The following is a 23,191-nucleotide window of genomic DNA, read 5'->3' as shown; positions in this document are numbered from 1 at the left end:
TCACCATGGACCTCACCCTCGCCGGAGCCTTCGCCACGGGCCTCGTGACCAGCGTGCACTGCGCGGGCATGTGCGGGCCGCTGGCCTGCGGCGTGGGTGCATCCGCCCGCAGCGAACACGGACAACTGGCGGCCATCTGCGCCTACCACACCGGCCGGATGACCGCCTACGCCACCATTGGCGCGGTGTGCGGTGCCTTGGGCAAGGAACCGCTGGGATGGTTCTTCCACTCGCCGATGGTGGTGCTGCCGTGGCTGCTTGTGCTCGCATTGCTGCTTTCCGCCACCCGCCTCGACAAGAAAATCCCCTACCCTGCGGCGCTGCTCCGGTTCACCGCACGGATGCGCTTCAAAGCGGCGGCGATGCCCGCCATCACAAGTGGAGGTTTGATGGGACTACTGACCCCGTTCCTGCCCTGTGGCCCGCTGTATGCGCTGTTTCTCGCATTGGTGACCTCGGGATCCGCCGCACGCGGGGCGGAAACGGCACTGGCTTTCAGCTTGGGAACGATTCCCCTCCTGTGGCTGGCCCAGCGCCAGTGGCTGCGTTTGAAATGGCGGCTGGGACCGCAGGCCTTGGCCCGCTGGCAACGCGGTCTCGCGTTGGCCGCCGCGGTGGTGTTGGCCTGGCGTCTCCACGGCACCCTGCCGCTGCGGAACGCGGAAGAGACTCCACGGGAACTGCCGTCGTGCTGCCACGAGGGCTGACTGCAATGAGCAATTTCCGCACAGTTTGCGGCAAACCCCGCGTGGCGAAACAGAGCAAAATTTGCATAGTATACACCCGATGACGCTTCACTCCTGCGAGCACTGCGGCACCGGCTTCGCCCCCAGCGAACCGGATGCCCGATTCTGCTGCCGGGGGTGCGAACACGTGGCCGCGCTGATCCATGGCCGCGGACTCGATCGCTATTACAGGCTGAAGGAAGGAACGGCCACGATGCCGGTCCGCAGCCGCCCTTTCGAGGAGCATGACTTCAGTTGGTTGGAGCCACGGATGACCAGCAGCCAGGTTGCGGCCCGCGGCGGTGTGGCGAGCATGGATTGCTCGGTCGAGGGCATTTCCTGTGTCGGCTGCGTGTGGCTGATCGGCGCGCTGTTCGAAGAGCGGCCGGGAGCGATCCGCGCCGCCGCGAACCCTGCCACCGGAGCTCTTCATCTCGAATGGCAGGCGGATGCCTGTGACCTGCGCGGCTACTTCCAGGAGCTGGCACGCTTCGGCTACACGGCCGGTCCTCCCACGACCACTCCCGGCCAGGGAGAGATGAGAGGACTGGCAGGTCGCATGGGACTGTGCGGGGCTTTCATGCTGAATGCGATGGCTTTCTCACTTCCCGGCTACCTCGGCATGCGGCCCGATTTTGAATTTTCCGGTCTCTTCATCCTGATCGCCTTCGCTTCTGCCTCGCTGGCCATGCTGGTGGGAGGAGGCTATTTCATCACCCGTGCCTGGCGGGCGTTGCGCGTCCGCACGCTGCATATCGATCTGCCGATCGCCCTCGGCCTGGTGGCCGCTTACGCCGGGTCGATCGCGGGATGGATTCGAGGCGAAGAGCGACTCCTCTATTTCGACTTCGTCGCCACCTTCACCTTCCTGATGCTTCTGGGGCGCTGGATCCAGACCGCGGCGGTGGAGAAGAACCGTCGGCGCCTGACCCGCAAGTCCCCGCTTCCACCGGTGGTGCGCGGTCGGGACGGCGAACTGCCATTGGCCGCCATCGAACCCGGACAGACTTTCGAACTGGAACCCGGCCGGGCGTTGCCGGTCGGCTCAATTTTGGCCGGACCGGCGGCGGAGGTTTCGCTGGAGTGGATCCGCGGCGAGTCCGATCCGGTGACGATGCAACCGGGAGCCCGTTTGCCGGCCGGCACGATCTTGCTCAGCCACACGCCGGTGCGTGTGACCGCCGATGAAAGTTGGAACGATTCCTTGCTCCAACAACTCACCGCGCCAGGTGCTGGCGACCGCGGATCACCGGTGTTCCAGCGCCTGCTGAAGGTTTATCTCAGTGTCGTCATCGCCGTCGGAATCACCACCGGCACCTGGCGCTGGTTCGGAGGAGACGGCCTCGGTGCCCTCCAGGCGATGATCTCCATTTTCGTCGTGTCGTGCCCGTGCGCACTCGGTGTGGCGGTGCCTCTGGCCGATGAAATCGCCGCCTCTCGACTGGCCCGTGCCGGTGCCTTCGTGCGCCGCACCAGCCTGTGGCCACGCCTGCGCCGGGTGAAACACGTTGTGTTCGACAAGACCGGCACGCTCACTTCCGAACGCCCCGAGCTTCTGGATACCCATCTGCCCGCCACCTTACCCGACGAAGTGGCCCTCGCGCTCGCGCGCCTCACCCGTGCTTCCCTGCACCCGGTTTCGCGCACGCTGCTGGAACACCTCGGTGGCCGTGGCCAGAACTTGCTCGAAACGCATGGCAGCGTGCCGGTGGAGGAGCATCCTGGAAAAGGGGTGACCTGCACCAGCGGCGATGCCCGCTGGTTCCTCGGCAAGGCGGAGGAAGGTGTCACCGTTCTGACCCGGAACGACGTGCCGGTCGCCCGCTTCCATTTCCGCGATGCCCTGCGTCCCGCCGCCGCGGCAGCGCTCACCTCGCTGGTGAAGCGAGGGCTCACCCTGCACATCCTTTCCGGCGATGCTCCCGAGAAGGTCTCGCGGGTCGCCGAAGCTCTCGGAATTTCCGCGGCGAATGCGACGGGTGGCCTTGATCCCGAACAAAAAGCCGCCCGCGTGGCCGCGCTCGATCACCGTGACACGCTCTACCTCGGAGACGGTGCGAACGATTCCCTCGCCTTCGATGCCGCCTATGTCACCGGCACTCCGGTGGTGGACCGCAGTCTTCTCGAATCCAAGGCGGACTTCTACTCGCTCGGCAACGGTCTCCACCACCTGCCGGAAGCATTCGCCGCCGCGGATGCCCGGGCCCGCGGCATCCATGCCGCTTTCGCCTTCGCGCTAGCCTACAACATCGCCGTCATCTCGCTGGCAGCCATGTGCCGTATGAATCCCCTGCTGGCCGCCATCGTCATGCCTCTCAGTTCGGTGGCTGCGATCCTCCTCGTGGTAACCGTCGGCCGCAAGACGCGCCTTTCCACCACCCCATCCACCCATCACGAACCGGATGAACACGACCAAACCAACCCGGGCCCAGGAACGCTTCAACGCGTCCCTGCATGAACGGCTGAAACAGTCCTCGCTGTTCCGCACCTACCAGGACGCGTTCCGCCACGCGACCGGCCTGCCGCTGCGCATCGTCGGCGCGGATCCGGATGGGTGGTGCTTGGATGAGGAATCGTGCAACCGCAGCCCGTTTTGCGAGAAGCTCAACGTCTGCGGCAAGGCCTGCGACGCGTGCATCGACACCAACCGCCGGCTGATGCAGGAAGCCACGGTCAAGGGCCCCAGCAGTTGCCGTTGCTTCGCGGGTTTATCCGCCTCAGCCGTTCCCGTGCGGTTCGGTTCGGCCATCGTGGGCTACTTGAAGACGGGACAGGTTTTCACCCGCCAGCAAACGGAGCGCGATTTCCAGCGCATGCTCGCCGCCATCGGCCGCAAGGACATCAGCCAGGAACTCTCGGACCACCTGCGCGAGGCCTACTTCCTGACCCGCACCATCGAGCCGGAACGCTACAACAGCATGCTCACACTGCTCCAGCTTTTCGCCGATCATCTCTCGCAACTGGCCGACACCCTTTCGGTGATCGAGGAGGGTTCCGAGTCGGTTTCCATCGCCAAGGCCCGCGCGTTCGTCGAAAAGCATTTCCGCGAGGACTTCTGCCTGGCCGACGTGGCGCGCGAGGCAGGAATGAGCGAGTCCCATTTCTGCCGCACCTTCCGCGGGGAAACCGGCCTCACGCTCACCGACTACGTCACCCGCTACCGCGTGGAGATGGCAAAGCGCGAGCTGCTCAAACCGCAGCGCCGTGTCTCCGAGATCGCGTTCGAGGTCGGCTTCCAGTCGCTGTCCCAGTTCAACCGCGGCTTCGCCCGCATCACCGGCATCTCTCCCACCCGCTGGCGGAGTGATGCCTTGCATTGATCCGGAGGAAGCGCGGACGGCTTCAGGGCTTCGGGAGATTCCCGGATGGATAGGCACTCATGTAAGAGAGGCTGATACCCCAGGCCGCGCCATAGCAGACCCATCCTTCCGCGTGACGGTAGGCACCGTCCGGATTGAAAGGATACATCTCCGTTCCCGGACCGCTGGAGATCGATCCACGGCAGAGCTCCAGGCGAGCGCAGATGTTCTCCTGATGGCCCCTCGGCCAGCCGTATTCAATGCCCGTGAAGCCCATTTCAGGCTTGTGCGGAGAGGCTGCGAGGCGCGGATTCCGACCGAAAGCGGCATCCGCCTGGGCCACGGCGATTTCCTCGAGGCGGAGCTTCACCTTCGGATCGTCGATCACCCAGGCGGCGGACAGGGCGCAGGCCGGGAAGGAAACGAGGTTGCCGATGTCACTCAGCTTGGGCAGCGCCCAATTGCGATCTTCGTCGTAACGGCGGTAGTCCCAGAGGTTGTCGGAGCGGCGGATCGCCACGTCCGCCCATGCGCTGATCTTCTCCTTCAGCCCGGCCGGTGCCTTGTCCGGATAGTTCTTGAGCAGCCACACCAGGTTCGGAATGGTGCGGTGTTCGCTCATCCGCTGGCCCTTGGTGCTGCGTGGATCGTTCCAATCGATGGTCTTGATGACCCACGCGGCCTGGGCCACGGCGGCATCCAGGTACTTCGAGGCGTCCTGCCGGTTATCACGCTTCGCCACCTCATACATGAGAAGGTTCGGCACAATCGAATGCCCTGGAGCATGACGGCCCTTGTACGGATTCAGATCGCCGCCCATGATGTTGCCGCTCTCCAGGCTGGTTTCCGGCAGATACTTGGAAGGATCGGACAGCGGATCGACCTCGAGGGCCGGTCCCCAGTTCGCGAAGCAAAGCGCCTTGCAGCGGTTGTAGAACGATTCCGGCAGCCACTGCTTCAGCACCGGCCAGGCCCACACCACGTAGGCCACCTGCTCCATCGTCTGCGCGTGCACGCGGCGGCCCGCCGGATCGCCCATCGGGTCCTGGGTGGCCGGATTGACGAGATAGAAGCCCGCGCCCCAGTGGATGAGCTTCACCACGTCCGGAGCGTCCGCCCGCGGCGGCTCGATCTCTTGGTAATACTTCCGCGCGATCTCCAGCACGCCTTTGCCACCCGGATCACCGGCCCAGTATTTGAATTCCGGTGCCAGCACACGCCGCTTGTCCGCCTCCCAATCGATCTGCCGCGGCATGGCCGCCGTCCGAGCCGGATCGGACAACTGCATGAGGACCAGCGCCGGAATGATCGCATCGTAATAGGTGCCATCACGCCACGGGCAGCCGCCGAAGGCGCTGGCATGCGTGCCCACCACACTGCGGGCATCGATGAGGAAATCCACGGCCGGTTGCCAAAAGCGTCCCTTCATCAGGTTGTTCCGCACCCAGAAGGGATCGCTGACTCCGTCACGGAGCCCGCCGCCCTTGATCTCCACCACGTATTCCTGATCGGATTCCGCGGGACGGAAGGCAGAGAAATCGCCGATGTTCCCGGTGATGGTGCCCTGGAACAACGGCTCGCCCCCCTTGGCGGAGCGCACCGAGAACGGCGTTCCATCCGGGGTGAGCGGAGCGGTGAAGCGCTTCGGCCATGCGGTCTGGAAACCCACCTGGTTCAGTGCGATCAGGTTGGATTTCCGGTCGATCCGCGCCGAGGCCATCGTCGACTTCACCCCGCTCCGGATCGCCTCGTCGCGGGAGCGATAGAGCGCGATCTCGCGGATGCGTCCGGGCCCGCCCGATGGAAGACTGACGCGCACTTTTTCCACACCGGTGGCAGAGATCGGCACGCGCCGCACCGGATCGGAGTTCTGGCGCACCTTGCCGCCTTCCGGCGATTTCCATTGGCCGGAGGACTGAACCTCCACGTTGAAATCGGCGAGCACCGACTCCTCCTTCCAGCCGGAATAGACATCCACCGCGGTGAGGTCCGAGCGCTGCTTCAGCGTGATCTCGATCCATGGCACCTTGTCGGTGGGAGCAGCCAGCCAGCGCGAGGCGTCGCTCTCCACGCCATCAATGGCCTTGGCGGCGGCACCGTCCTTCATCTCGCTGCTCGCCTTCACCGTGGCGTCCAGCGCGAGGTTGACGGCACTGGCCGGGAGCAATGCGGAGGAAGCCGCAATCAACGCGATGGCTACGGCACGGGAGCGAATTCCCACGGGTAACGCGAATCGGTAGAGGGATTGGTCGTTCATGACAATCTACGGACGCTCAAGCGAAGCAGCGGAAACGAAACACGGCTGCAGGCGCACCCGCGGTTTCTTTGATACGAAGACCCAGGCGAGCCGTCTTCACGCTCGCCGCCGGATTCCACTCGAAGCGTGCCGAGTGGTGGCCAGCGCATGTGTGGAGCACGTTGCCATCGCCATCGACCAACTCAAAGGCACGCACCATGAACGGCACCACTTCCTCCGGATGCGTCATCAGCACGGACTCCATCGGGTGATCCCAGTCCGGATCGAATTCGATCACCACGCGACCGATTTCCACCGGGGCCTCCCAATCCAACCACAGCTCCGGCGCGGTGTCGGCCGGGTCGGCCACCCATGCGTTAGGCAACACAGTCGGCCGGGCGGGACCGGAGAGCACGTTGTCCGCTCCGAATACCTCCACCGCCGGCTCGACGGTCATTGCCAGGTTCCGCCCTTCCGGACGGCGCTTCGGCAGCCAGAACTCGAAACGATCGATACCGATCCCCGCGGGCGGCTCCTGCACCGCCGACGTGGCCACAGCCTTGTTGTAGGCGTTCGAAACCGAGACCACACCGGTCACGCGCTGGTCGCTCACGCGCAGGCGAACCGCCGGATCCTCGCAGACTTTCACGAAATGGTAACCGGCCTCCGGCAACGCCGCTTGGAAACGCACCGCCACGTCCGCCCGGCCTTCCGGGAACGGAACCTCAAGGGCATCGACCAGCACCTCCGGCGTGAACTCGCCCGCGCGCTCCGCTTTCCAAAGCTCCACTCTCAAGGCCCCGGCGTGCTCCGCCGAAACCTCGAAGGAGAAAGCGGGAACCGGTCCCTTCGAGAGCGGGATCAACATCGCCCAGGAATGGTCCAGACGCACCCAGGCCTTGTTCGTCTTCAACTCGCTGAGGCGGTAGGTCGAGCTCGCGCTCGCCTTCGCGTTCCTGGCAAGATCCGCCGCATCCTCGGAGGTGATGCCCGGAAGGAACTGACCGCGGCGCTCCAAACGCCTTTGCAATTCGCGCATCGCCGCAGCCTCGCCGAGATCCGCGGGGCGGCAGCTCTTTTCATGGCACAGTGCCGCGGCGATGCCCACCGCCTGGCCGCCCGCGCCGCAGGTGGCCATCACGCGGGTGGAGCCGAATGCCACGTGGCTGGCGCTGATGAGACGGCCGCCGAGGAAGAGATTTTTAATATTACGGCTATAGTAGCAGCGGTAGGGAATGCCATAAACCCCCTTCGAATGCCACTGGGTGCAACCCGGCAGCTTGGAATACACACCATCACCCGGATGCAGGTCCATCGCCCAGCCACCGTGGGCGACCACGTCCGGGAACTCGCGGCGCTCGACCACGTCCTTTTGGCTGATGATGTAATTGCCCTCGAAGCGGCGGCTCTCCCGCTTGCCCGGGATCTGGCCGACCCATTCCAGCGTGAGCGTTTCAGCCTCGGGGAAATTGCCCGAGTTCTTGATGTGGTCCCACACGCCGTAGATCACCTTCCAGAGCTCCATCTTGATCTCCTGGGACTGGTGGATGGTGTCGAGGCGACCTCCATACTCGAGCCACCAGAAATTGCAGCCCTGCATGTTGGTGTTGAACTGGCGGTAGCGCGGGATCTCGGTGATGTCCTTCAGCGCCCACGAGGGAGCGGTGTATTTCACCGGCGTTCCCACGTCCTTGGTGTAGAAATACATCGAGTGTCCGAGGAGCTGGCCGAAGGCATCGTCCGGCGCGAACCCCTCGTCGAACTCCTCGCGGGCTTCCGCTCCCATGCGAAAGGCAGCACCGGCGAGGAACGCCACCACACCATCGCCCGAGGCATCGCAGAACAACGGGGCCGCCACGCGGTAAACCGTCGAGTTCTGCGGGCAAAAAGCGCGTACGGAGGAAATTTCATCTCCCACCATCTCCACTTCATCCACCGCGGTGTCCAACAGCAGCGTCAGATTCGGTTCCTCCAGCACCTTCTCCAGCAGGATAGTGTCGAGGATGTAAGGATTGCCTTGGCGGTTGCGGTAGAGGTTCTCCTCCAGGATCTCGTTCGTCACGCCGCCCTCACGAGACCAGCGGTTGTTGTTCCCGAGGTGGGAGGTAGCTCCGAGGATCCACAGGCGGACCTCACTGGACGCGTTTCCGCCGAGCATCGGGCGGTCCTGGATCAACACGGTCTTGAGACCTTCGCGAGCGGCGGCGATCGCGCAGCATGTGCCGGCCAGACCGCCTCCGATCACCACGAGATCGGCCTGGATTTCAGAAGTGTGGAGCTGGCGTTGGCCAGACGGTGGTTCTTTCAACATGAGAGGGAAGTGTCGGAATTGCGTCGGCGGAGCAGGCCACCGGCGCGGAGGATCAGAAAGGCCACCAGCGGCAGCACCGCCATCACCAGGAACCAGGGGTTGTAGCCGCGGCCTTCGATGGCTTTCAGCAACGGTCCAAAGACGGCGGCCAAAGCCTCGTCCATGAATCCAGCCGCCTTCTTGGACGGACCCGCCACCAAGGTGGCGACGATGAGGTTCATCACGATCCCGCCGAGCGTGCTGCCCGCGGCGACCACGCTGAAGACGGTGGCCACGGAGTGCTTTGGCACCACATCCACCACGATTGCCGTGATATTCGTGAGCCAGGCCAGGGAAAGGAATACAACGCACACAGCGAGACCCATCACCTCCGGCGTGCTCGTGGCACGGGTGATCAGGAAGGCCGCCGGCACCATCAGACAGGCGCAGCCGAACATCACCCGCATACGGGCGGCGGGCGCGCTGCCGGAGCGCTTGATCAGAACACCGGAAAGCCATCCGCCCACCAGCGATCCCGCTCCTGCGGCGGCATAGATCATCCACGTCATGGTCAGGCCATCCTGACTCACGCCACGCTCGCTGTGCAGATATTTGGCGAACCAGAACTGGAAGAAGTACCAGATCGGATCGGTCAGCAGGCGACCAAACAGAAGCAGCCACACCGGGCGGAACGTCAGCACCTGTTTCCAACTCCACGCTTCGCCAGCGGCTTCCGCTGGCTCGCCATCCTGCTCGATATGGGCAAGTTCCTCCGCGCTGATGAACTGGCTTTCCCGCGGCTTCCGGTAGAGGAACAACCACGGCACCAACCACGCGAATCCCGCGATGCCCGTGATCAGAAAGGCCGTCCGCCAGCCTTCTCCGAGCCCCGGCAACGTCCACTTCGCCAACGGGATCACGATCGAAGGCGCGATCGTCGCCCCCACGGTGGCTCCCATCGTGTAGAGGCCGATCGCGGTGGCGCGCTCCTTCGCCGGGAACCATTCCGACACCGCCTTCGAAGCCGCGGGCCAAACCCCGGCCTCGCCGAGCCCCAGCATGAAACGGCACGCCCCCATCGAGCGAACGCCATGCACGAAGGTGGTGGCGATGTTCGCCAGCGACCACCAGATCACGAAGATCGCCCCGCCGCGGCGGGTGCCCAGCTTGTCTACCAGCTTCCCAGAGATCAGGTAGGCAATGGTGTAGGCGACGAGGAAGAGGTTCACCAGGTCCGCGTACGCGCGGTCATCCATCGCGAGGTCATGCTGGATGGTGGGAGCCAGCGCGGAGAGCGTCTGGCGGTCCACGTAGTTCAAGACCGCGGCCAGGAACACAATCACCACGATCCACCATCTGAGCCCGCGGATTGACCTCTTTTTGCCAGTCGCCATTGAGGAGAGAATAGCCGGATTCACATCTGGAGCAATTGAAAACTGCGCTTTCAATTAATTTTCTTATTTTTTCGAGCAATTTTTTCGAAGCAGCATAAAACCACCATGCCATTATTTGTTTACAAAAATGCGCATATGTTGATCGTGGGTGCAGCATGCAAGGCTACCGGCATATTGGATTGATGGTGGAATCCCTAAGCGGTTACGGGAATAAGATCCTGACCGGCATCAGTCGCTATGCCTCGCGGAAGACAAACTGGCGCATAGCGTTTTTTGACCGCGAGCGCAAGGAACTAGCGGAACTCGTGGCGAGCTGGCAGGGCGACGGAATCATCTGCACCGCGGTGGAGCAGCGCTTCGCGGAAGCCGCCAGGGGACGGGCGCTGCCGGTGATCAATGTGACCTCCCGGATGATCGATCCCGCCTTCATCAACGTGGTGCCGGACGACCACCGGATCGGCCGCATGGGGGCGGAATTCCTGCTCTCCCGCGGTTTCAAATCCTTCGCCTTCGTCCGCAGCAAGGACAACACCCGCTTTTCGTTCGACCGTGGCCGCGGCTTCGCCGAGGTGATCCACGCCACCGAAGGTACCTCGCTGGCCACGCTTTCCATCACCAGCGCTGGCGACGATGAACTGGCCGCATGGCTCGGCAACCTGCCGCGGCCGCTGGCCGTTTTATGCTCCACCGATCGCATCGCGGCGATGGCGCTGGAGGCATGCTGGACGCTCGGCCACCGCGTGCCCGAGGAGATCGCGGTGCTCGGCGTGGGAGACTACTCACAGCTCTGCGACCTGTGCTCCCCCACCCTCTCCAGCATCGACATCGATCTGGAGCGCCGCGGCTACGAGGCCGCCCGCTGGTTGGACCGGGTGATGGAGGGCGAGGCGCCGCCGACCGAGCCACAGCTCATCGCGCCGGCCTTCGTGGTCGAGCGCCGATCCACCGATGTCTTCGCCTTCGAGGACGCCGATGTGGTGAAGGCTCTGCGTTTCATCCGCGACCACGCTTCGGAGTGCATCAAGGGCACCGACGTGGTCGCCGCGACTTCCATTTCACGGCGCTCCTTGGAAGGCCGCTTCAACGCGCTGGTGGGCAACACGCTCCATGACGAGATCTGGCGCGCCCACACCGATCTCGCCCAACGGCTTCTCACCTCCACGGCACTGTCCCTCCAGGAGGTTGCCGAACGCTCGGGTTTCCGGACGGCCAGCGCGCTGGTGAGCCACTTCCGGAAAAAATTCGACATCACGCCGAAGGAATACCGGAACGCCAATCGCGGCTGAAGGCAGCCCCCTCATCTCCGCCTGCGGATCACCAGCGCGGTCATTCCAATCAGGCCGATGATCGCGGGATCCGGCTCGGGCACCGCGACCACGCCATTGATCGTGAGGTTGTCCAAGGTGATGTAACGCGTGGCTACCCCCGAGTCATCGATAAAGGGCATGTAGAACGTGATCGAGGTGCCGGAAAGGGTGGCGAAGGGCGCCCCGAGCGTGACCGCCTCCACCGGGGCATTGCCGGTGCCAATGTAGCCCACGCGGCCCAGCGTGTCCCCCGTCACGTCATCGAAGCCACCGATGCTGGAATAGACGCGGGCATTGTGGCCGTTGGCGTTGTTGACGTCATAGAACAAGTTCGTGCCGGTGAAATTCATCGTCAGGCTGCTGAGCGTCACCACCTTATCGGCCGGGATATTGATCGTGAACGAATAGTAGTTGTTCAATCCCAGCGCCGTGGCGGTGGAGCCGGCGGTGTCCATGCCGGTGATCAGCAAGGTATTGGACGCTCCCTGGTCGGTGGGATTGCCCGCGCCGGAGCCCAGCGTGAAATTGCCCACCGTGATCCCGGCGGCGATCGCCTCCGCTCCCAACGTGGGCACCAGTGACGGCACTCCGCCCGAGTTGGTGAACGAGAACGTGGCTAGGACGGCGGCTCCGGCTGGCAGCGAGCATCCGAGCAGGAAGCATAACGGCAGAAGTTTCATCGAGGAGGAGGGCAAGTGCGTGAAGAGGGATCGGAAGGGAAGTTGGAGCGTGGAGGTCCACCCGCTCGCACGGGGAGTGCGGGCCGGATTCCACGCTCCAGGTTGCCTTCCACGGCCGCCCGGGCTCACGGATTGACCGCGGCCTTGATCCGGGCGAAAGCTTTCGAGGTACCCTTGGGAATCGTCACCGTGATCTGGTCGGTGTTGGCATCGAGGCTCGTCACCGTCACCCCGGTGGAAGAAGCCGCGGTGGTGGCGCCCACCTGGAAGGTCACCGGCCAGGTGGTGAGATCGTCGCCCGTCTCCACGATGACGGTCAGATCGGAGGACAGCGACTGCTTCGCGCGATGGAAGCTGAAGGTCCAATCGTCATGGTTGACCAGAAGGGTCGACCCAGAGGCGGAAGCATTCTTCGGATCGGTGCCGAGGACGTATTCAAGCGCGTTCGGGATGCCATCCTTGTCGTAGTCCGCGTTCGGCGCTCCGGTGGTGAGCGGATCGAGCCCGTAACCCTGCGCCCAGGTGTTGAAAGTCGGGGTGGAGGTGCCCGGCACCAGCTTGATCACTTTATTCGCGTCGTCGTACTGCACCATGAATCCGGACGGCACCGTGACGGAGGCGAAAGTGCCGGTGCGGGTGCCGGTGTAGCGGGCGATGGTGTAGGTGGTGAGCGTGGTGGCCTGGAGCACGGAGACGTTCAGCGCGGAGCCCGTGATCGTAAGGTTTCCAGTGATGTCCACGAGGTCGGTGAAGCTCGCCTTGAGGTGGCAAAGGTAGGTGCCGGTCAGCGTGAGATCGTGGGTCGGCAGGGTGGCGGAGGAGGTGGCGCTCGATCCCGGGGAAAGCGTTCCCGCCACCGTGATCGGTCCCGCGATGGAGCCGGTTCCGCCGAACGTGCCACCGGCATTGACCGTCACCTGCGAGGAGGCAAGCGCGCCATTCACGAACAAGGTGCCTGCCTGCACGGTGGTGGAACCGGTGTAGGTCTGGGCCGAAGCCAGCGTCTGGGTTCCCGTTCCCTTCTTCACAAGCGAGGAGATCTTGGTGGTGCCGTCCTTCAGCGAACCGTCCCACGAACCGTCCACGGCGGTGTTGAGCGTGAGCACGGAATCGGAAGCGCCGTTGTTGATCACCTGGGAGACCCCCTTGTTCACTGCGTCGGACGTGATGCCTGCCAGCTCCTGGTTGTGACCGTTGAGGTCGAGCACGCTGGTGCCCACGCCGCTTGTGCCGATAAGCAGCGAGGTGTTCTTGGGAATGCCGTTGTCCACCCCCAGCATCACATTGCCGGCATAGATGACCGTGGTGCCCGTCCAGGCGTTGTTGGGATTGGAGAGCGTGATCGAGCTGGTACCCGACACACCCCCGCGGAAGATCACATTGGTGGAGGGAGAGACCTCCGTGATCGGTCCGGTGAGAACCAGGGCTGCACCGTCCTGCACCCCGATGCGGGTGCCATACGTAGCCACCGAAATCGCGCCGGTCACGGTATTGGTGCCCGCGGAGCTGGACAGCGCACCGCGGGATCCTCCGGCGATCTCGGTGCCCGCGATAGCCGCGGTAACCCCGACACCACTGATGGAAATGTTCTTCGAGATCGTCACGCCGCCGGAAAGGGCGATCTGAGAGCCGCTCGCCACGCTCACAGCGCCGATGGCGCCGAGGCCGCCGGAGTTCGTCACCCGCAACACGCCACCGGTCACGGCGGTCGTGCCGCTGTTCGAGTTCGCGACATCGAGCGTGAAGACCCCCGAGCCCTTCTGTTCGAAGTTCGATTGCAAGCCGGAAGCCAGTCCAGCGACCGCGCTCTGGGAGTAATTGCCCGAACGGTTGTGAACCACGGTGCCGTTGTTCACCAGAATCCCGCTGCCCAGCGAACCGGCCGCGCCCGCGTTGCCAAGCACCAGCGTGGTGCCGGCATCCACCGTGATGTCGCCGGTATTGGTGTTGTTCGCGTCCAGAACGATGCGGCCACCACCGGTGAAGCGGATGTCGCCATCGGAACCATTGCCGGTGCCATCCGTCATCGCCACCGAGAGACGCTTTTCACCGGTGCCAGTGGATTCAAAGGTGGCACCGTGGGAAAGGATCCGGAGCGTAGGGCCGGTGGTGGTGTTCCGCACCCAGTGCTCGGAGGCGTTGTTCGCCGTGGCCCGCAGCGTGCCACCGTCGAGATTGAGCTGCACCGTGCCGGTGACGTCGTTCGCTTCGTAAACGGCACGGGTTTCGAGCACGCCGCCTTGGTTGACGTTGATATAGGCGCTACCCGCGCCACCAGCGAGAAGCCCGAACCCCACGGTATCCGCCTTCAGAGTGGAGCCGGAGTTAATCGTCACGGTGCCGGAGGCCGCACTGGAACCGCGCGCCAGCACACCGAGCGCGCTGGTCGAGGTGTAGTTGCCCCCCGAGAGTATCAATTGGGCGTTTCCAGCATAGCTGTTGGAAGAGCCGCCACCGATCAGACTGGGGTCCGGACCACTCGCCACAATCGTACCACTGGTGATGGTGAGCTTCGAGGCCAGTCCGGCGGTGTCCGCCAGGCCAATCACGATCGAGCGACCTTCATTGCCACCCGAGGTGCCGGTGTACGTGGCGGTGGTGCCGAAAGCAAAGGTGGCGGAGCCGTTGAAATTCAGGCGGGCAACGTTTGAATCCGTGGTGGGGGCAACACCGGAGGCATTCCAGTTCGCGGAGTCCGACCAGACATCATTGGTCGTACTGGTGTAGGTGAACACGGTGGCACGGGCGGTGCCTGCCAGAGCCAAAATCCAAGCGAGCGAGGCAAAGATCGTTTCAGGTTTCATGGAGTGGTTTTTGAAGTGGGGCTTTCAAAGAGCGCAGCCCGGTTCCCAAGCGATCCGCGGGGGCAAAACCAGGCAGTGCGGGTAGCAATGAACCATTCGGCCCCCGCTGATCTCGACCGGCAGACCGCCGCGAAGAACAGGAGGACAAACGGGAGGATTCGTCGGCACGCTACCGCACGCGCGCTGCGCCACAACATTATTTTTTTTCTTTTTTGCGCAGAACAAAACAAACCACCCAACCTACCGAACATTCCATGCGCCAAACCTAAAGGGCTATTCCGCCCTAAAACAAAGACCCCAATCAAATACAACACCTTAATTACAAACACTTAATGTAATATTTTCCATTTTACTCAGAACAGACCATTCCTCCCTGCCCCCTTTCACCCACCAAAACAAATAAATTATATTATTCTTAAGCGCATCGCCTTCGATTCAAACACTCTCGATTCACCCTCCCCCTGTTGATCGGACGCCGCTTCGGACACCGGGGTTCGACCGGGCTCGGGTCTCGATGTGGTCGAGTCGCTTGAAAGCGTGATCAGCCTTCAAGGAAACGAGGTCCTTTGAACCCTTTTGTTCAAAGCTTCCCCCTTTCCCTACCAATCCCACTCCTCTTCTCTTGGTTCTGGACTCTGGATTCCGGACTCTGGATTCTCCCCCCATGTCCGACATCCGCATCACTCTCCACACCACCGCCGGCGACGTGGACGCCACGATTTTCGCCGACAAGGCGCCGCTGACTTCCGCCAACTTCCTGAACCTCGCCAAGCGCGGTTACTACAACGGCGTGGCTTTCCACCGCGTGGTGGACGGTTTCATGATCCAGGGCGGTGACCCGACCGAGTCCGGCCGCGGCGGTCCGGGCTACAAGTTCGGCGACGAGTTCCACCCGGAGCTCCGCCACAACAAGCCGGGGATCTTCTCGATGGCCAATGCCGGTCCAGGCACCAACGGCTCGCAGTTCTTCGTCACCCACGTCCCGACCCAGTTCCTCGACGACCGCCACTCGGTCTTCGGCGAGGTCACCAAAGGCCTGGACATCGTGAAGGCCATCACCGGCAAGAACAACACCGGCGAGCGCGGCTGCAAATACAACGGCACCGGCGACAAGATCACCTCGATCACCATCCATGACGACGCCTCCGCGCTGTTCGAAAGCAAGAAGGATCATGTCGAGCATTGGAACTCCATCTTGGATCGTTGATATTTCGGATATGTGGAATATCCCCTGATTTCCACCTCCATCTAACATCTTCAAATCCCCGCCAGTCCTTGTACTGGCGGGGATTTTCTGTATTCGGGCGTTCAATTTAAATTCCCCCGCAATCGCGTAGGTTCCTACGAATGCGTTGAATTTCAGCGGGGTGAGGCATAAGGTGACGGCGGTTTGAAAGTTCACCCCATGCACTTTCAGACTGTTGTTTCCCCCCACAACCATGAAACGTATCCCGCTCCCCCCGCGGGCCATCGTACTTGCAGCGCTGTCTCTGATCGCGGCTGCACTGGCCCCTGCCTCCAAAGCCGCCACGACCGAATCGGTCCCCCGCGGCACCCTGACCACCAGCGCCGACCTGCTCCGGGTCGGGCTGAAGCCAACCCTGACCTGGAACGTCGAGTTCCCGAGCGAAATCAGCACGGTCGTCGACATCATCCCGCCGAACACCGTGGTGCCGAAGCAGGATGTGACGATGAAAATCCGGGTGCTCGGTGCCTCCTTCCAGGAATCCCTCACCTCCTACCTCACCGTCCAGGCGTTCTACCGCACCAACGGCAGCGCGTGGGTCACGGCCTTCAGCGGTCTCCAGACCACGGTGGTCCCGAGCACGATCCTCGTGCAGAAGACCATCACCAAGAACACCAAGCTCGATTTCGGCGGCCGCGGCTACCGTTCCGGCTGGCTCACCCTCTACAACACCGGAACCACCTCCCCGAACGTGGTGATGCTCAAGAACGGCGACGCCGTTCCGGACACCACCCCGGCCTTCCAACAAGGCGAGATCGAGAGCTTCCTGAAGCCCTACATCAACTCGACCACCAAGAAGATCAGCATCGGCCCGAAAGACCTGATCATCCTGTATGAGCTCGGCCAGACCGACACGAAGGCCTCCGGCTTCGACCTGCAGGACCTGGTGATGCTCGTCACCTTCGAATAATCCCCGATTCACCCCACCCCATGAAAGCCCGCGGTTTCACCCACCCGACGGTTCTCTCCGGACTCGCGCTGCTCGCCTGCCTCCAGGCGCACGCCGATCCGGCGATGACGGACATCACCACTCCCGAACAAATGGCTGCCAAGATGCGCGCCAGCCAGGCGGCGCGTCCGCTGCCGGGAGAACCGGTGACCGGTGAGACCCGCGTGATCCACAAGGCTCCGGAGGGGATTTTCGAAACCTCCCAGATCCTGTCCGCCAACGGACAGTGGACGCTGGTTCCGAAAGGCGCGCTGGTCTACGTGCCCGCCGCCTTGCAAAGCCGGGTGAACGCCCCGCAGGAAGGCACGCTCGTCCCGCTGCAGGATTTCCTCGCCGCCAACCGCCAATGGGTGTCGAGCCAGGAAGTCAGCATCGCCCAAGCCGCCGGACAGGAAGGCATCAAGCCGGAAACCGCCAAGTTCTGGGCCAGCCAGAACAAGATCGTGGTCGCCACCCATCAGGGCGGGGCCATCTCGTTCAAAACCCCCACCGCCGCGAAGCCATGAAAGCCCTGCTGTTCACCGCCCTCGCCACCGCCGCCGCGATCTCCCCGCTCGCGGCCCAGACCACCGGCTACACCACCTTCATCCGCCAGACACAGCAAAGCACCGGCGTGGTGTGGGACATGCCCTTCACCGCCCTCACCGGCTCGTCCGCTTCCCAGCTCGCGCTGGAGACGAATGGCGCGCTGTTCCAGCTCTACGCCGTGAAGACCAGCGGCAATGTCAGCTACCTGCTCGACCAGAAGCTGGTGGGTGCCTACGTGCCCACCGCCACGGTGACGATCACTTCCCAGGACCCCTACACCAAGGTCACCCGGACCCGCGCCGACAAGCCCTTCACGGTCAACATCAACGTGGCCGGCCTGGTTTCCGGCACCACCACCAGCGGCGGCACGGTCATCCCGGACGCCGCGAAAAAGGTGCTCGTCCAGCGTTTCACCACGTCCTACCCGGCCGGCGGCACCCTGACCATGGCCCAGGCCACGGCGGGAACCCCGAAATCCACCTCCTACATCCAGACCAACGGTCTCACCGCCACCACCTATCCGGTGACCGGCCTGACCCCGGCTGCCGGCCAGCTCGCCACCAAGGTCAGCGGCGAGGAGTGGTACCTCGTCCATGCGCTGGCGGATTCCACCATCGTCCAAACCCAGATCGCCTCCGGCTACATCCAGATCCTGCCGGTGCCGTCCGGCTCGATCAGCGGTCTGGCCAACGGCGACACGATCCGCTTCAAGGCCCCCACCGTCACCCTGCCGCTCCAGGACCTCTATCCCCGCAGCGACACCTGGCTCCAGGTCTACCCCGGCAACCCGGTGCTCGGCACCGTGGGCACCACCGTCCCGGGATCGATGCTGGTGCTCGACCAGGAAAAGGCCGACACCCGCACCCTGACGCTCACCAACTGGGATTCCGTTTTCAAGACCGACGGGGTCTACACGCTCGAACTGCTGACCAAGACGGTCTTCGGCACCGAGCGCCTCTCTTACATGACGATCACGGTGGATCGCACCCTGAACGTCCAGGCAACGATGGTGGACTATTGATCGGGGATGGCGGAGATTCCGCCATTCCCGATTGACCAGGCGGTTGGAAGTGAAGAACTTCCCGCCGCCTCATGCTTTCCATCCAGTCCCTCCGCGTCGAATACGGCGCCCGCGTCCTGTTCTCCGACCTCGCCTTCACCGTGCAGGCGAAAGAGCGCATCGCCTTCGCCGGCCATAACGGCGCGGGGAAATCGACGTTGATGAAGTGCATCGCGGGCATCATCCAACCGTCCGCCGGCCGGATCAACATGCCGAAGGGCACCCGTATCGGCTACCTACCGCAGGAGGGCATCCACGTGAAAGGCCGCACCCTGTGGGACGAAACCGAGTCCGCCTTCGGCGAGACGATCGCCCTGCGCGAGAAGATCGACCGCCTTTCCAACGAGCTGGAGAAGCTCGATCCGCGTTCCTCTCCCTACGGTGACCTGCTGGAGGAGATCGGCGAGCTGGAGCTGCTGCTCGATGACGTCGATCCGGACCGCATGAAGCCGAAGATCGAGAGCGTGCTGCAGGGCCTCGGGTTCAGCAAAAAGGACTTCACCCGTGATTGCGGCGAGTTCTCCGGTGGCTGGCAGATGCGCATCGCGATGGCGAAGCTGTTCCTCCAGGAACCCGCCGCCCTGCTGCTGGACGAACCGACGAACCACCTCGACATCGGCACCCAGCGCTGGGTGGAGGAATACCTGAAGAGCTATCCGGGCGCGATCCTGCTGATTTCCCACGACCGCGGACTGCTCGACACGCTCTGCACCCGCACCATCGCTTTCAGCCACGGCCGTGCGGAGGAATACGCGGGGAACTTCTCCTACTTCGAACGCGAGTCGGTGCTGCGGAAGGAGATCCGGCTGAAGCAATACACCGCCCAGCAGCGCGAGATCGCCGACATCCAGCGCTTCATCGACCGCTTCCGCGCCTCCGCTAACAAGGCCACGCTGGTCCAGTCCCGCATCAAGATGCTCGACAAGATCGAGCGCATCCCGGCCCCCGAGCAGGACGACGCGGTGATGAACTTCCGCTTCCCATCCCCACCCGCTTCCGGCCAATCGGTGGCGAAGCTGGACAGCGTCTCGAAGGCCTACGGCCACCTCCAGATTTTCAAGGACTTCGACTTCGAAGCCACCCGCGGCGAGAAGATCGCCATCGTCGGACCGAACGGCGCGGGCAAGTCGACCTTCTGCCGGATGATCACCGGCCAGGAGGCTCCGGACCATGGCGCCCACAACTTCGGCCACAAGGTTGCCACCTCGTTCTTCTCCCAGAACCACGCCGACGAACTCGATCCCACCAAGACGGTGCTCCAGACCGTCGAGGAGGTCGCCAGCCGCGAGAACGTCGCCCAGGCCCGCAATCTCCTCGGCTGCTTCCTGTTCCGCGGTGACGATGTCTTCAAGAAGGTCGGCGTGCTGTCCGGCGGCGAGCGCTCCCGCGTCGCCCTCGTCCGCATGCTGCTCCAGCCGGCGAACTTCCTGATCCTGGACGAGCCGACGAACCACCTAGACATGCAGTCGCAGGACGTGCTCCAGCGCGCGCTGATCGACTACTCCGGCACGGTGATGATCGTGTCCCACAACCGCTACTTCCTCGACCCGCTGGTCACGAAGACCCTCGAATTCCGCCCCGGCGAGGATCCCCGCGTGTTCGTGGGCAACATCACCTACTACCTCGACAAGATCGCCGAGGAGGAGAAGGCCGAGCGGAATTCCCCGGCGAAACTTTCCAAGCGCCCGGCCACCCCGGTGATCAAGCCGATCGTTGCCCCCGAGCCGGTCGCCGCTCCGGCGGAAACCTCGGGCAACCGCAAGGACCAGCGCCGCCAGGACGCCGAGCTGCGCCAGAAGCGCGCCAAGGTGCTCAAGCCGCTGGAGGACGAATTCGCCTCGCTCGAAAAGAAGATCGCCGAACTGGAAGCCGCTCAGGTGACCCTCACCGATCACCTCTCGAACCCGGAGATCGCCGCCGACCCCGACAAGTTCCGCCAGGCCACCAACGCCGTCGCCAACGTGACCGGCCAGTTGGAAACCGCCTACTCGCGCTGGGGCGAGCTCTCCGACGAGATCGAGAAGCTCTCCGCGCAGTTCGGCGGGTGAGCGGCGCGGGAGGTCAAGGCGAGTCCACGACCTTCTTGACCGCTTCCAGGGCTTGTTTGCGCAGTTCCTGCTGCTTACCAGCGATCTGGGTCAGCCCGTCGAACAGCCCGTTGAAGCGCTCCAGATCTTCCTTTCGCTCGAACGCGATCTTGCCATCGACAGTCCCCCAGGCCTCACGCGTCTCTTCGAGCATCTTCAGAAGCTCCTCCAACCCCGCGAACTTTTCCTGTTCCAGGGCCCAAAACGCCGCGGCATCCTTGGTCTTCCGTTCACCGGAGACCACAGCCCCCATCTCAAGGCCCTGCCGGACGTGCGGCGGAAGATCGGCTTCGGCCAAGCGCCGGGAGGAATCGGCTTCATAGACTTCCTGCCGCTCCTTCCACCGCTCCATGATCGCGCGTCCCTTCGCGATATTCTCCCCGGCCGTTTGATAGCTGGCATCGTCGCCAAGATGCCCGGCGCTCAGGAAATCAGCGAAGCCCGAGCGATTGATTTCGTCTTGGTAGCCGGTGTTGATCGCAACCCTCCCCGCGATCTCCGCATCGATGAACGTCTGAAGTTTCCGCATATCCTCGGAAGCGGATTTCAAATCGGCCGATCGATTTGAATCCAAGCGACCACCATCCGGCTCACCCGAAACCTGCCGGATCTTTTCCCGGAGGTAGCCGTCCATTACTTCCGTATCCCGGTGGATCGACTCATTGCGTTCGGCTTGCCGATGCGACGCCTTGCCACCCTTCGGATCCCCTTGGAGTCCGATTCCCGCCAGCACCATCGCTGCCAAAAGCCCGACCATGACCCACAACAATTTGCCTGCGCCACCATCGGTCCCGAACATGCCCACCACTAACCTCCCGGACGGTGAATTGCCAGACCAAGCTCCGGGCAGCAGCTGTTGTGAAAATCACTCCGCGAACCGCCACGCGGGTTTCCAGTCCTTCGGCAGCTTCTCGCCCTTGAGGGCCGCGCGGATCATTTCGATCGGCACCGGCCCCTCGTGCAGGATGCGGTCGTGGAAGTCCCGCACGCTCATCTTTCCGGAGCCGACCAGTTCCTTATAGAGCGCGCGTAATTGCAGCCCGCCGGTCATGTAGGCGGCCTGATAGAGCGGCCCGTAGCCATCGCCGATGTAACGGCGCACCTCGGAGGTCGCCCCGGCGCGTTCGTGGCCCACGCGGTCCACCAGGAAATCCACCATCTGCTCCGGCGTCATCTCGCCGAGATGGAACTTCAGGCTCACGATGACCCGCGCGCACCGGTGCATGCGCCAGAACAGCGCGCCCACCTTCTCCTGCGGCGTGGCGGTGTAGCCGAGATCCCACAGCAGCATCTCCCAGTGGAGGGCCCAGCCTTCGACCAGGAACGGCGTGCTGAACATCTGGCGTTCCGTGGCGTAACGCCGCGCCATGAACGACTGGAGATGGTGGCCGGGGATCAACTCGTGGGGCGTCACGATGTGGAGGAAGGCCGCGTTGTTCCCGCGCATCGCCATCAGCTTGTCCTCGTGGGACATCGACTCGTGCGCATACGCCACCCGGATCGAGGGGCGGCTGTAGGCGGCGTACGGCAGGCTCTTCTGAGCATCCACGCCCAGCATCGCCACGCCCCACGTTTCCGCGGCCAGCGGCGGCACGGTGACGAGGTCCTTGTCCTTGAGGAAACGGATGGCCTTCTCCGCTTCCACCTGCGCGACCGCCGCCTGGCCACCCGGCGCCGCGTGGTCGGCCTTCACCTTCGCCAGCGCTTCCTTGCCATCCTTGCAGCCCATGGCGGTGGCGGCTTTCGCCATCTCGGCCTCGCACCACGCGAACTCCTTCTCCGCGATCGCGAGGAGTTCTTCCGCGCTATAGGGAATCATCTCGGCGGCCAGCTCGCGGGTCAGCGCGTCCTTGCCGATCGGGTCGCCGATCAGCGGATCGTCCGGCTCGCCCTTGAGGCCCGCGAGATCCTTGCGGAAGAAGGCGGCGGTGGTTTCGAGTTCCTTGTCGAGCACTCCCTTTGGCTGGCGGGTCCACCAACTGAAGTCCGCCTGGAATCCATCGTAGAACGAAAACCACTGTCCGAGTTCGGAACGCATGGCATCGAGCACGCCCGCGATCCGCACCGCGGCGACCGGGTTTGGCTTGAGGTTGTCGGCGTTGAAATGTCCCTGTTCGAGTTTCTTCCGGAGTTCCTTCAGAGCCTCTGCTGCCGCGGACAAGGTGGCGGCCGTCTCCTCCGCGTTCACGCCCTGCCGCGCCGAACGGTCCCCCATCAACACCTGCAGCGGCTGGAGAAACGCCAGCATCGCCTCCATTTCCTTCCACCGCGCCCGCTCCAGTTCGGAGTCCCCGTGGCGGGCGATCAGGTAGGCGTGCAGCAGGTGCCAATCGATCCGCTCGGAGGCGTCGAGCTTGGCGTAGTCGACCGTTTCCAGCCGCGCCTGCCACGCCTTCGTCAGCGCGTCCTTTCGATCCAGCGCGGCGGCGGCATAGGGCACGTCATACGACGCGGCGACATCACCATGGTCCGCCTTGTATTCGTCGAGAAGATCGGCGAAGCCCGCGGCCGATAGAAACCCGGGCACCATCAGGGCCAGCACCACACCACCCAACCGGAATCCTCGTCGCGTCATTCTTCCCATGT

General features: G+C 63.6%; 16 protein-coding genes. 9 read left to right on the top strand and 7 right to left on the bottom strand.

What is annotated here, in order from left to right; all coding sequences use genetic code 11:
* Nucleotides 1-5 precede the first annotated feature (5 nt).
* The 3 genes from llg_RS16165 (at nucleotide 6) to llg_RS16155 (ending at nucleotide 4,045) form a co-directional block, all read left to right on the top strand.
* Nucleotides 6-707: a sulfite exporter TauE/SafE family protein gene (locus llg_RS16165; protein WP_338285755.1), complete on the top strand. Its 702-nt coding sequence runs from the start codon at nucleotides 6-8 to the stop codon at nucleotides 705-707.
* A gap of 79 nt (nucleotides 708-786) precedes the next feature.
* Nucleotides 787-3,183: a heavy metal translocating P-type ATPase metal-binding domain-containing protein gene (locus tag llg_RS16160; protein WP_338285754.1), complete on the top strand. Its 2,397-nt coding sequence runs from the start codon at nucleotides 787-789 to the stop codon at nucleotides 3,181-3,183.
* Complete coding sequence (locus llg_RS16155; protein ID WP_338285753.1) at nucleotides 3,128-4,045, top strand: helix-turn-helix domain-containing protein; 918 nt, start codon at nucleotides 3,128-3,130, stop codon at nucleotides 4,043-4,045. The genes llg_RS16160 and llg_RS16155 overlap by 56 nt, the downstream gene beginning before the upstream one ends.
* Before the next feature lie 22 nt (nucleotides 4,046-4,067).
* Here the strand turns inward: llg_RS16155 and llg_RS16150 are convergent, their stop codons facing one another.
* The 3 genes from llg_RS16150 to llg_RS16140 are packed head-to-tail and all read right to left on the bottom strand — an operon-like array spanning nucleotide 4,068 to nucleotide 9,896.
* Entirely contained in the window at nucleotides 4,068-6,281 is a 2,214-nt protein-coding gene (locus llg_RS16150) for a discoidin domain-containing protein (protein ID WP_338285751.1), read from the bottom strand.
* Between the two features lie 16 nt (nucleotides 6,282-6,297).
* The gene (locus llg_RS16145) at nucleotides 6,298-8,571 is read right to left on the bottom strand and encodes an FAD-dependent oxidoreductase (RefSeq protein ID WP_338285750.1); all 2,274 of its coding nucleotides are present in this window, start codon (nucleotides 8,569-8,571) and stop codon (nucleotides 6,298-6,300) included.
* Nucleotides 8,565-9,896 (bottom strand): MFS transporter, encoded by a 1,332-nt coding sequence (locus llg_RS16140; RefSeq protein ID WP_338285748.1) that lies wholly within the window; start codon nucleotides 9,894-9,896, stop codon nucleotides 8,565-8,567. Before llg_RS16140 ends, llg_RS16145 begins: the two co-directional genes overlap by 7 nt.
* Before the next feature lie 230 nt (nucleotides 9,897-10,126).
* Between llg_RS16140 and llg_RS16135 the strand changes: the two genes are divergently transcribed.
* Nucleotides 10,127-11,230 carry a DNA-binding transcriptional regulator gene (locus tag llg_RS16135; RefSeq protein ID WP_338285747.1) on the top strand — a complete coding sequence of 368 codons (1,104 nt, stop codon included), beginning with the start codon at nucleotides 10,127-10,129 and terminating at the stop codon, nucleotides 11,228-11,230.
* Nucleotides 11,231-11,241: 11 nt separating this feature from the next.
* Here llg_RS16135 and llg_RS16130 read toward each other — a convergent pair whose 3' ends face one another.
* Nucleotides 11,242-11,931, bottom strand: coding sequence for a hypothetical protein (locus tag llg_RS16130; protein WP_338285746.1), 690 nt, complete (start codon nucleotides 11,929-11,931; stop codon nucleotides 11,242-11,244).
* 125 nt (nucleotides 11,932-12,056) lie between these two features.
* Nucleotides 12,057-14,735: an autotransporter-associated beta strand repeat-containing protein gene (locus tag llg_RS16125; protein ID WP_338285744.1), complete on the bottom strand. Its 2,679-nt coding sequence runs from the start codon at nucleotides 14,733-14,735 to the stop codon at nucleotides 12,057-12,059.
* Nucleotides 14,736-15,399: 664 nt separating this feature from the next.
* Between llg_RS16125 and llg_RS16120 the strand changes: the two genes are divergently transcribed.
* From llg_RS16120 to llg_RS16100, 5 genes are all read left to right on the top strand, one after another.
* Nucleotides 15,400-15,942, top strand: coding sequence for a peptidylprolyl isomerase (locus tag llg_RS16120; RefSeq protein ID WP_338285742.1), 543 nt, complete (start codon nucleotides 15,400-15,402; stop codon nucleotides 15,940-15,942).
* 232 nt (nucleotides 15,943-16,174) lie between these two features.
* Nucleotides 16,175-16,891, top strand: coding sequence for a hypothetical protein (locus llg_RS16115; RefSeq protein ID WP_338285741.1), 717 nt, complete (start codon nucleotides 16,175-16,177; stop codon nucleotides 16,889-16,891).
* Nucleotides 16,892-16,911: 20 nt separating this feature from the next.
* Nucleotides 16,912-17,436, top strand: a complete 525-nt coding sequence (locus llg_RS16110) for a hypothetical protein (RefSeq protein ID WP_338285740.1) — start codon at nucleotides 16,912-16,914, stop codon at nucleotides 17,434-17,436.
* Entirely contained in the window at nucleotides 17,433-18,479 is a 1,047-nt protein-coding gene (locus tag llg_RS16105; protein WP_338285738.1) for a hypothetical protein, read from the top strand. The genes llg_RS16110 and llg_RS16105 overlap by 4 nt, the downstream gene beginning before the upstream one ends.
* Before the next feature lie 71 nt (nucleotides 18,480-18,550).
* Nucleotides 18,551-20,566 (top strand): ABC-F family ATP-binding cassette domain-containing protein, encoded by a 2,016-nt coding sequence (locus llg_RS16100; protein ID WP_338285737.1) that lies wholly within the window; start codon nucleotides 18,551-18,553, stop codon nucleotides 20,564-20,566.
* 13 nt (nucleotides 20,567-20,579) lie between these two features.
* Here llg_RS16100 and llg_RS16095 read toward each other — a convergent pair whose 3' ends face one another.
* Together llg_RS16095 and llg_RS16090 are read right to left on the bottom strand one after the other, a co-directional pair.
* Nucleotides 20,580-21,404, bottom strand: coding sequence for a hypothetical protein (locus llg_RS16095; protein ID WP_338285736.1), 825 nt, complete (start codon nucleotides 21,402-21,404; stop codon nucleotides 20,580-20,582).
* Nucleotides 21,405-21,470: 66 nt separating this feature from the next.
* The gene (locus tag llg_RS16090; protein WP_338285735.1) at nucleotides 21,471-23,180 is read right to left on the bottom strand and encodes a DUF885 family protein; all 1,710 of its coding nucleotides are present in this window, start codon (nucleotides 23,178-23,180) and stop codon (nucleotides 21,471-21,473) included.
* Between the last annotated feature and the right edge of the window lie 11 nt (nucleotides 23,181-23,191).

Origin of the sequence: Luteolibacter sp. LG18, from assembly GCF_036322585.1 — a bacterium.
Taxonomy (GTDB): Bacteria; Verrucomicrobiota; Verrucomicrobiia; order Verrucomicrobiales; family Akkermansiaceae; genus Luteolibacter.
This window is presented reverse-complemented; position numbering and strand designations above follow the sequence as displayed.

Excerpts from the sequence above, each read along its gene's own strand:
- llg_RS16165 (WP_338285755.1), top strand. The coding sequence starts at position 6 with ATGGACCTCACCCTCGCCGGAGCCTTCGCCACGGGCCTCGTGACCAGC.
- llg_RS16160 (WP_338285754.1), top strand. The coding sequence starts at position 787 with ATGACGCTTCACTCCTGCGAGCACTGCGGCACCGGCTTCGCCCCCAGC.
- llg_RS16155 (WP_338285753.1), top strand. The coding sequence starts at position 3,128 with ATGAACACGACCAAACCAACCCGGGCCCAGGAACGCTTCAACGCGTCC.
- llg_RS16150 (WP_338285751.1), bottom strand. The coding sequence starts at position 6,281 with ATGAACGACCAATCCCTCTACCGATTCGCGTTACCCGTGGGAATTCGC.
- llg_RS16145 (WP_338285750.1), bottom strand. The coding sequence starts at position 8,571 with ATGTTGAAAGAACCACCGTCTGGCCAACGCCAGCTCCACACTTCTGAA.
- llg_RS16135 (WP_338285747.1), top strand. The coding sequence starts at position 10,127 with ATGGTGGAATCCCTAAGCGGTTACGGGAATAAGATCCTGACCGGCATC.
- llg_RS16130 (WP_338285746.1), bottom strand. The coding sequence starts at position 11,931 with ATGAAACTTCTGCCGTTATGCTTCCTGCTCGGATGCTCGCTGCCAGCC.
- llg_RS16125 (WP_338285744.1), bottom strand. The coding sequence starts at position 14,735 with ATGAAACCTGAAACGATCTTTGCCTCGCTCGCTTGGATTTTGGCTCTG.
- llg_RS16120 (WP_338285742.1), top strand. The coding sequence starts at position 15,400 with ATGTCCGACATCCGCATCACTCTCCACACCACCGCCGGCGACGTGGAC.
- llg_RS16115 (WP_338285741.1), top strand. The coding sequence starts at position 16,175 with ATGAAACGTATCCCGCTCCCCCCGCGGGCCATCGTACTTGCAGCGCTG.
- llg_RS16110 (WP_338285740.1), top strand. The coding sequence starts at position 16,912 with ATGAAAGCCCGCGGTTTCACCCACCCGACGGTTCTCTCCGGACTCGCG.
- llg_RS16105 (WP_338285738.1), top strand. The coding sequence starts at position 17,433 with ATGAAAGCCCTGCTGTTCACCGCCCTCGCCACCGCCGCCGCGATCTCC.
- llg_RS16100 (WP_338285737.1), top strand. The coding sequence starts at position 18,551 with ATGCTTTCCATCCAGTCCCTCCGCGTCGAATACGGCGCCCGCGTCCTG.
- llg_RS16095 (WP_338285736.1), bottom strand. The coding sequence starts at position 21,404 with ATGTTCGGGACCGATGGTGGCGCAGGCAAATTGTTGTGGGTCATGGTC.
- llg_RS16090 (WP_338285735.1), bottom strand. The coding sequence starts at position 23,180 with ATGACGCGACGAGGATTCCGGTTGGGTGGTGTGGTGCTGGCCCTGATG.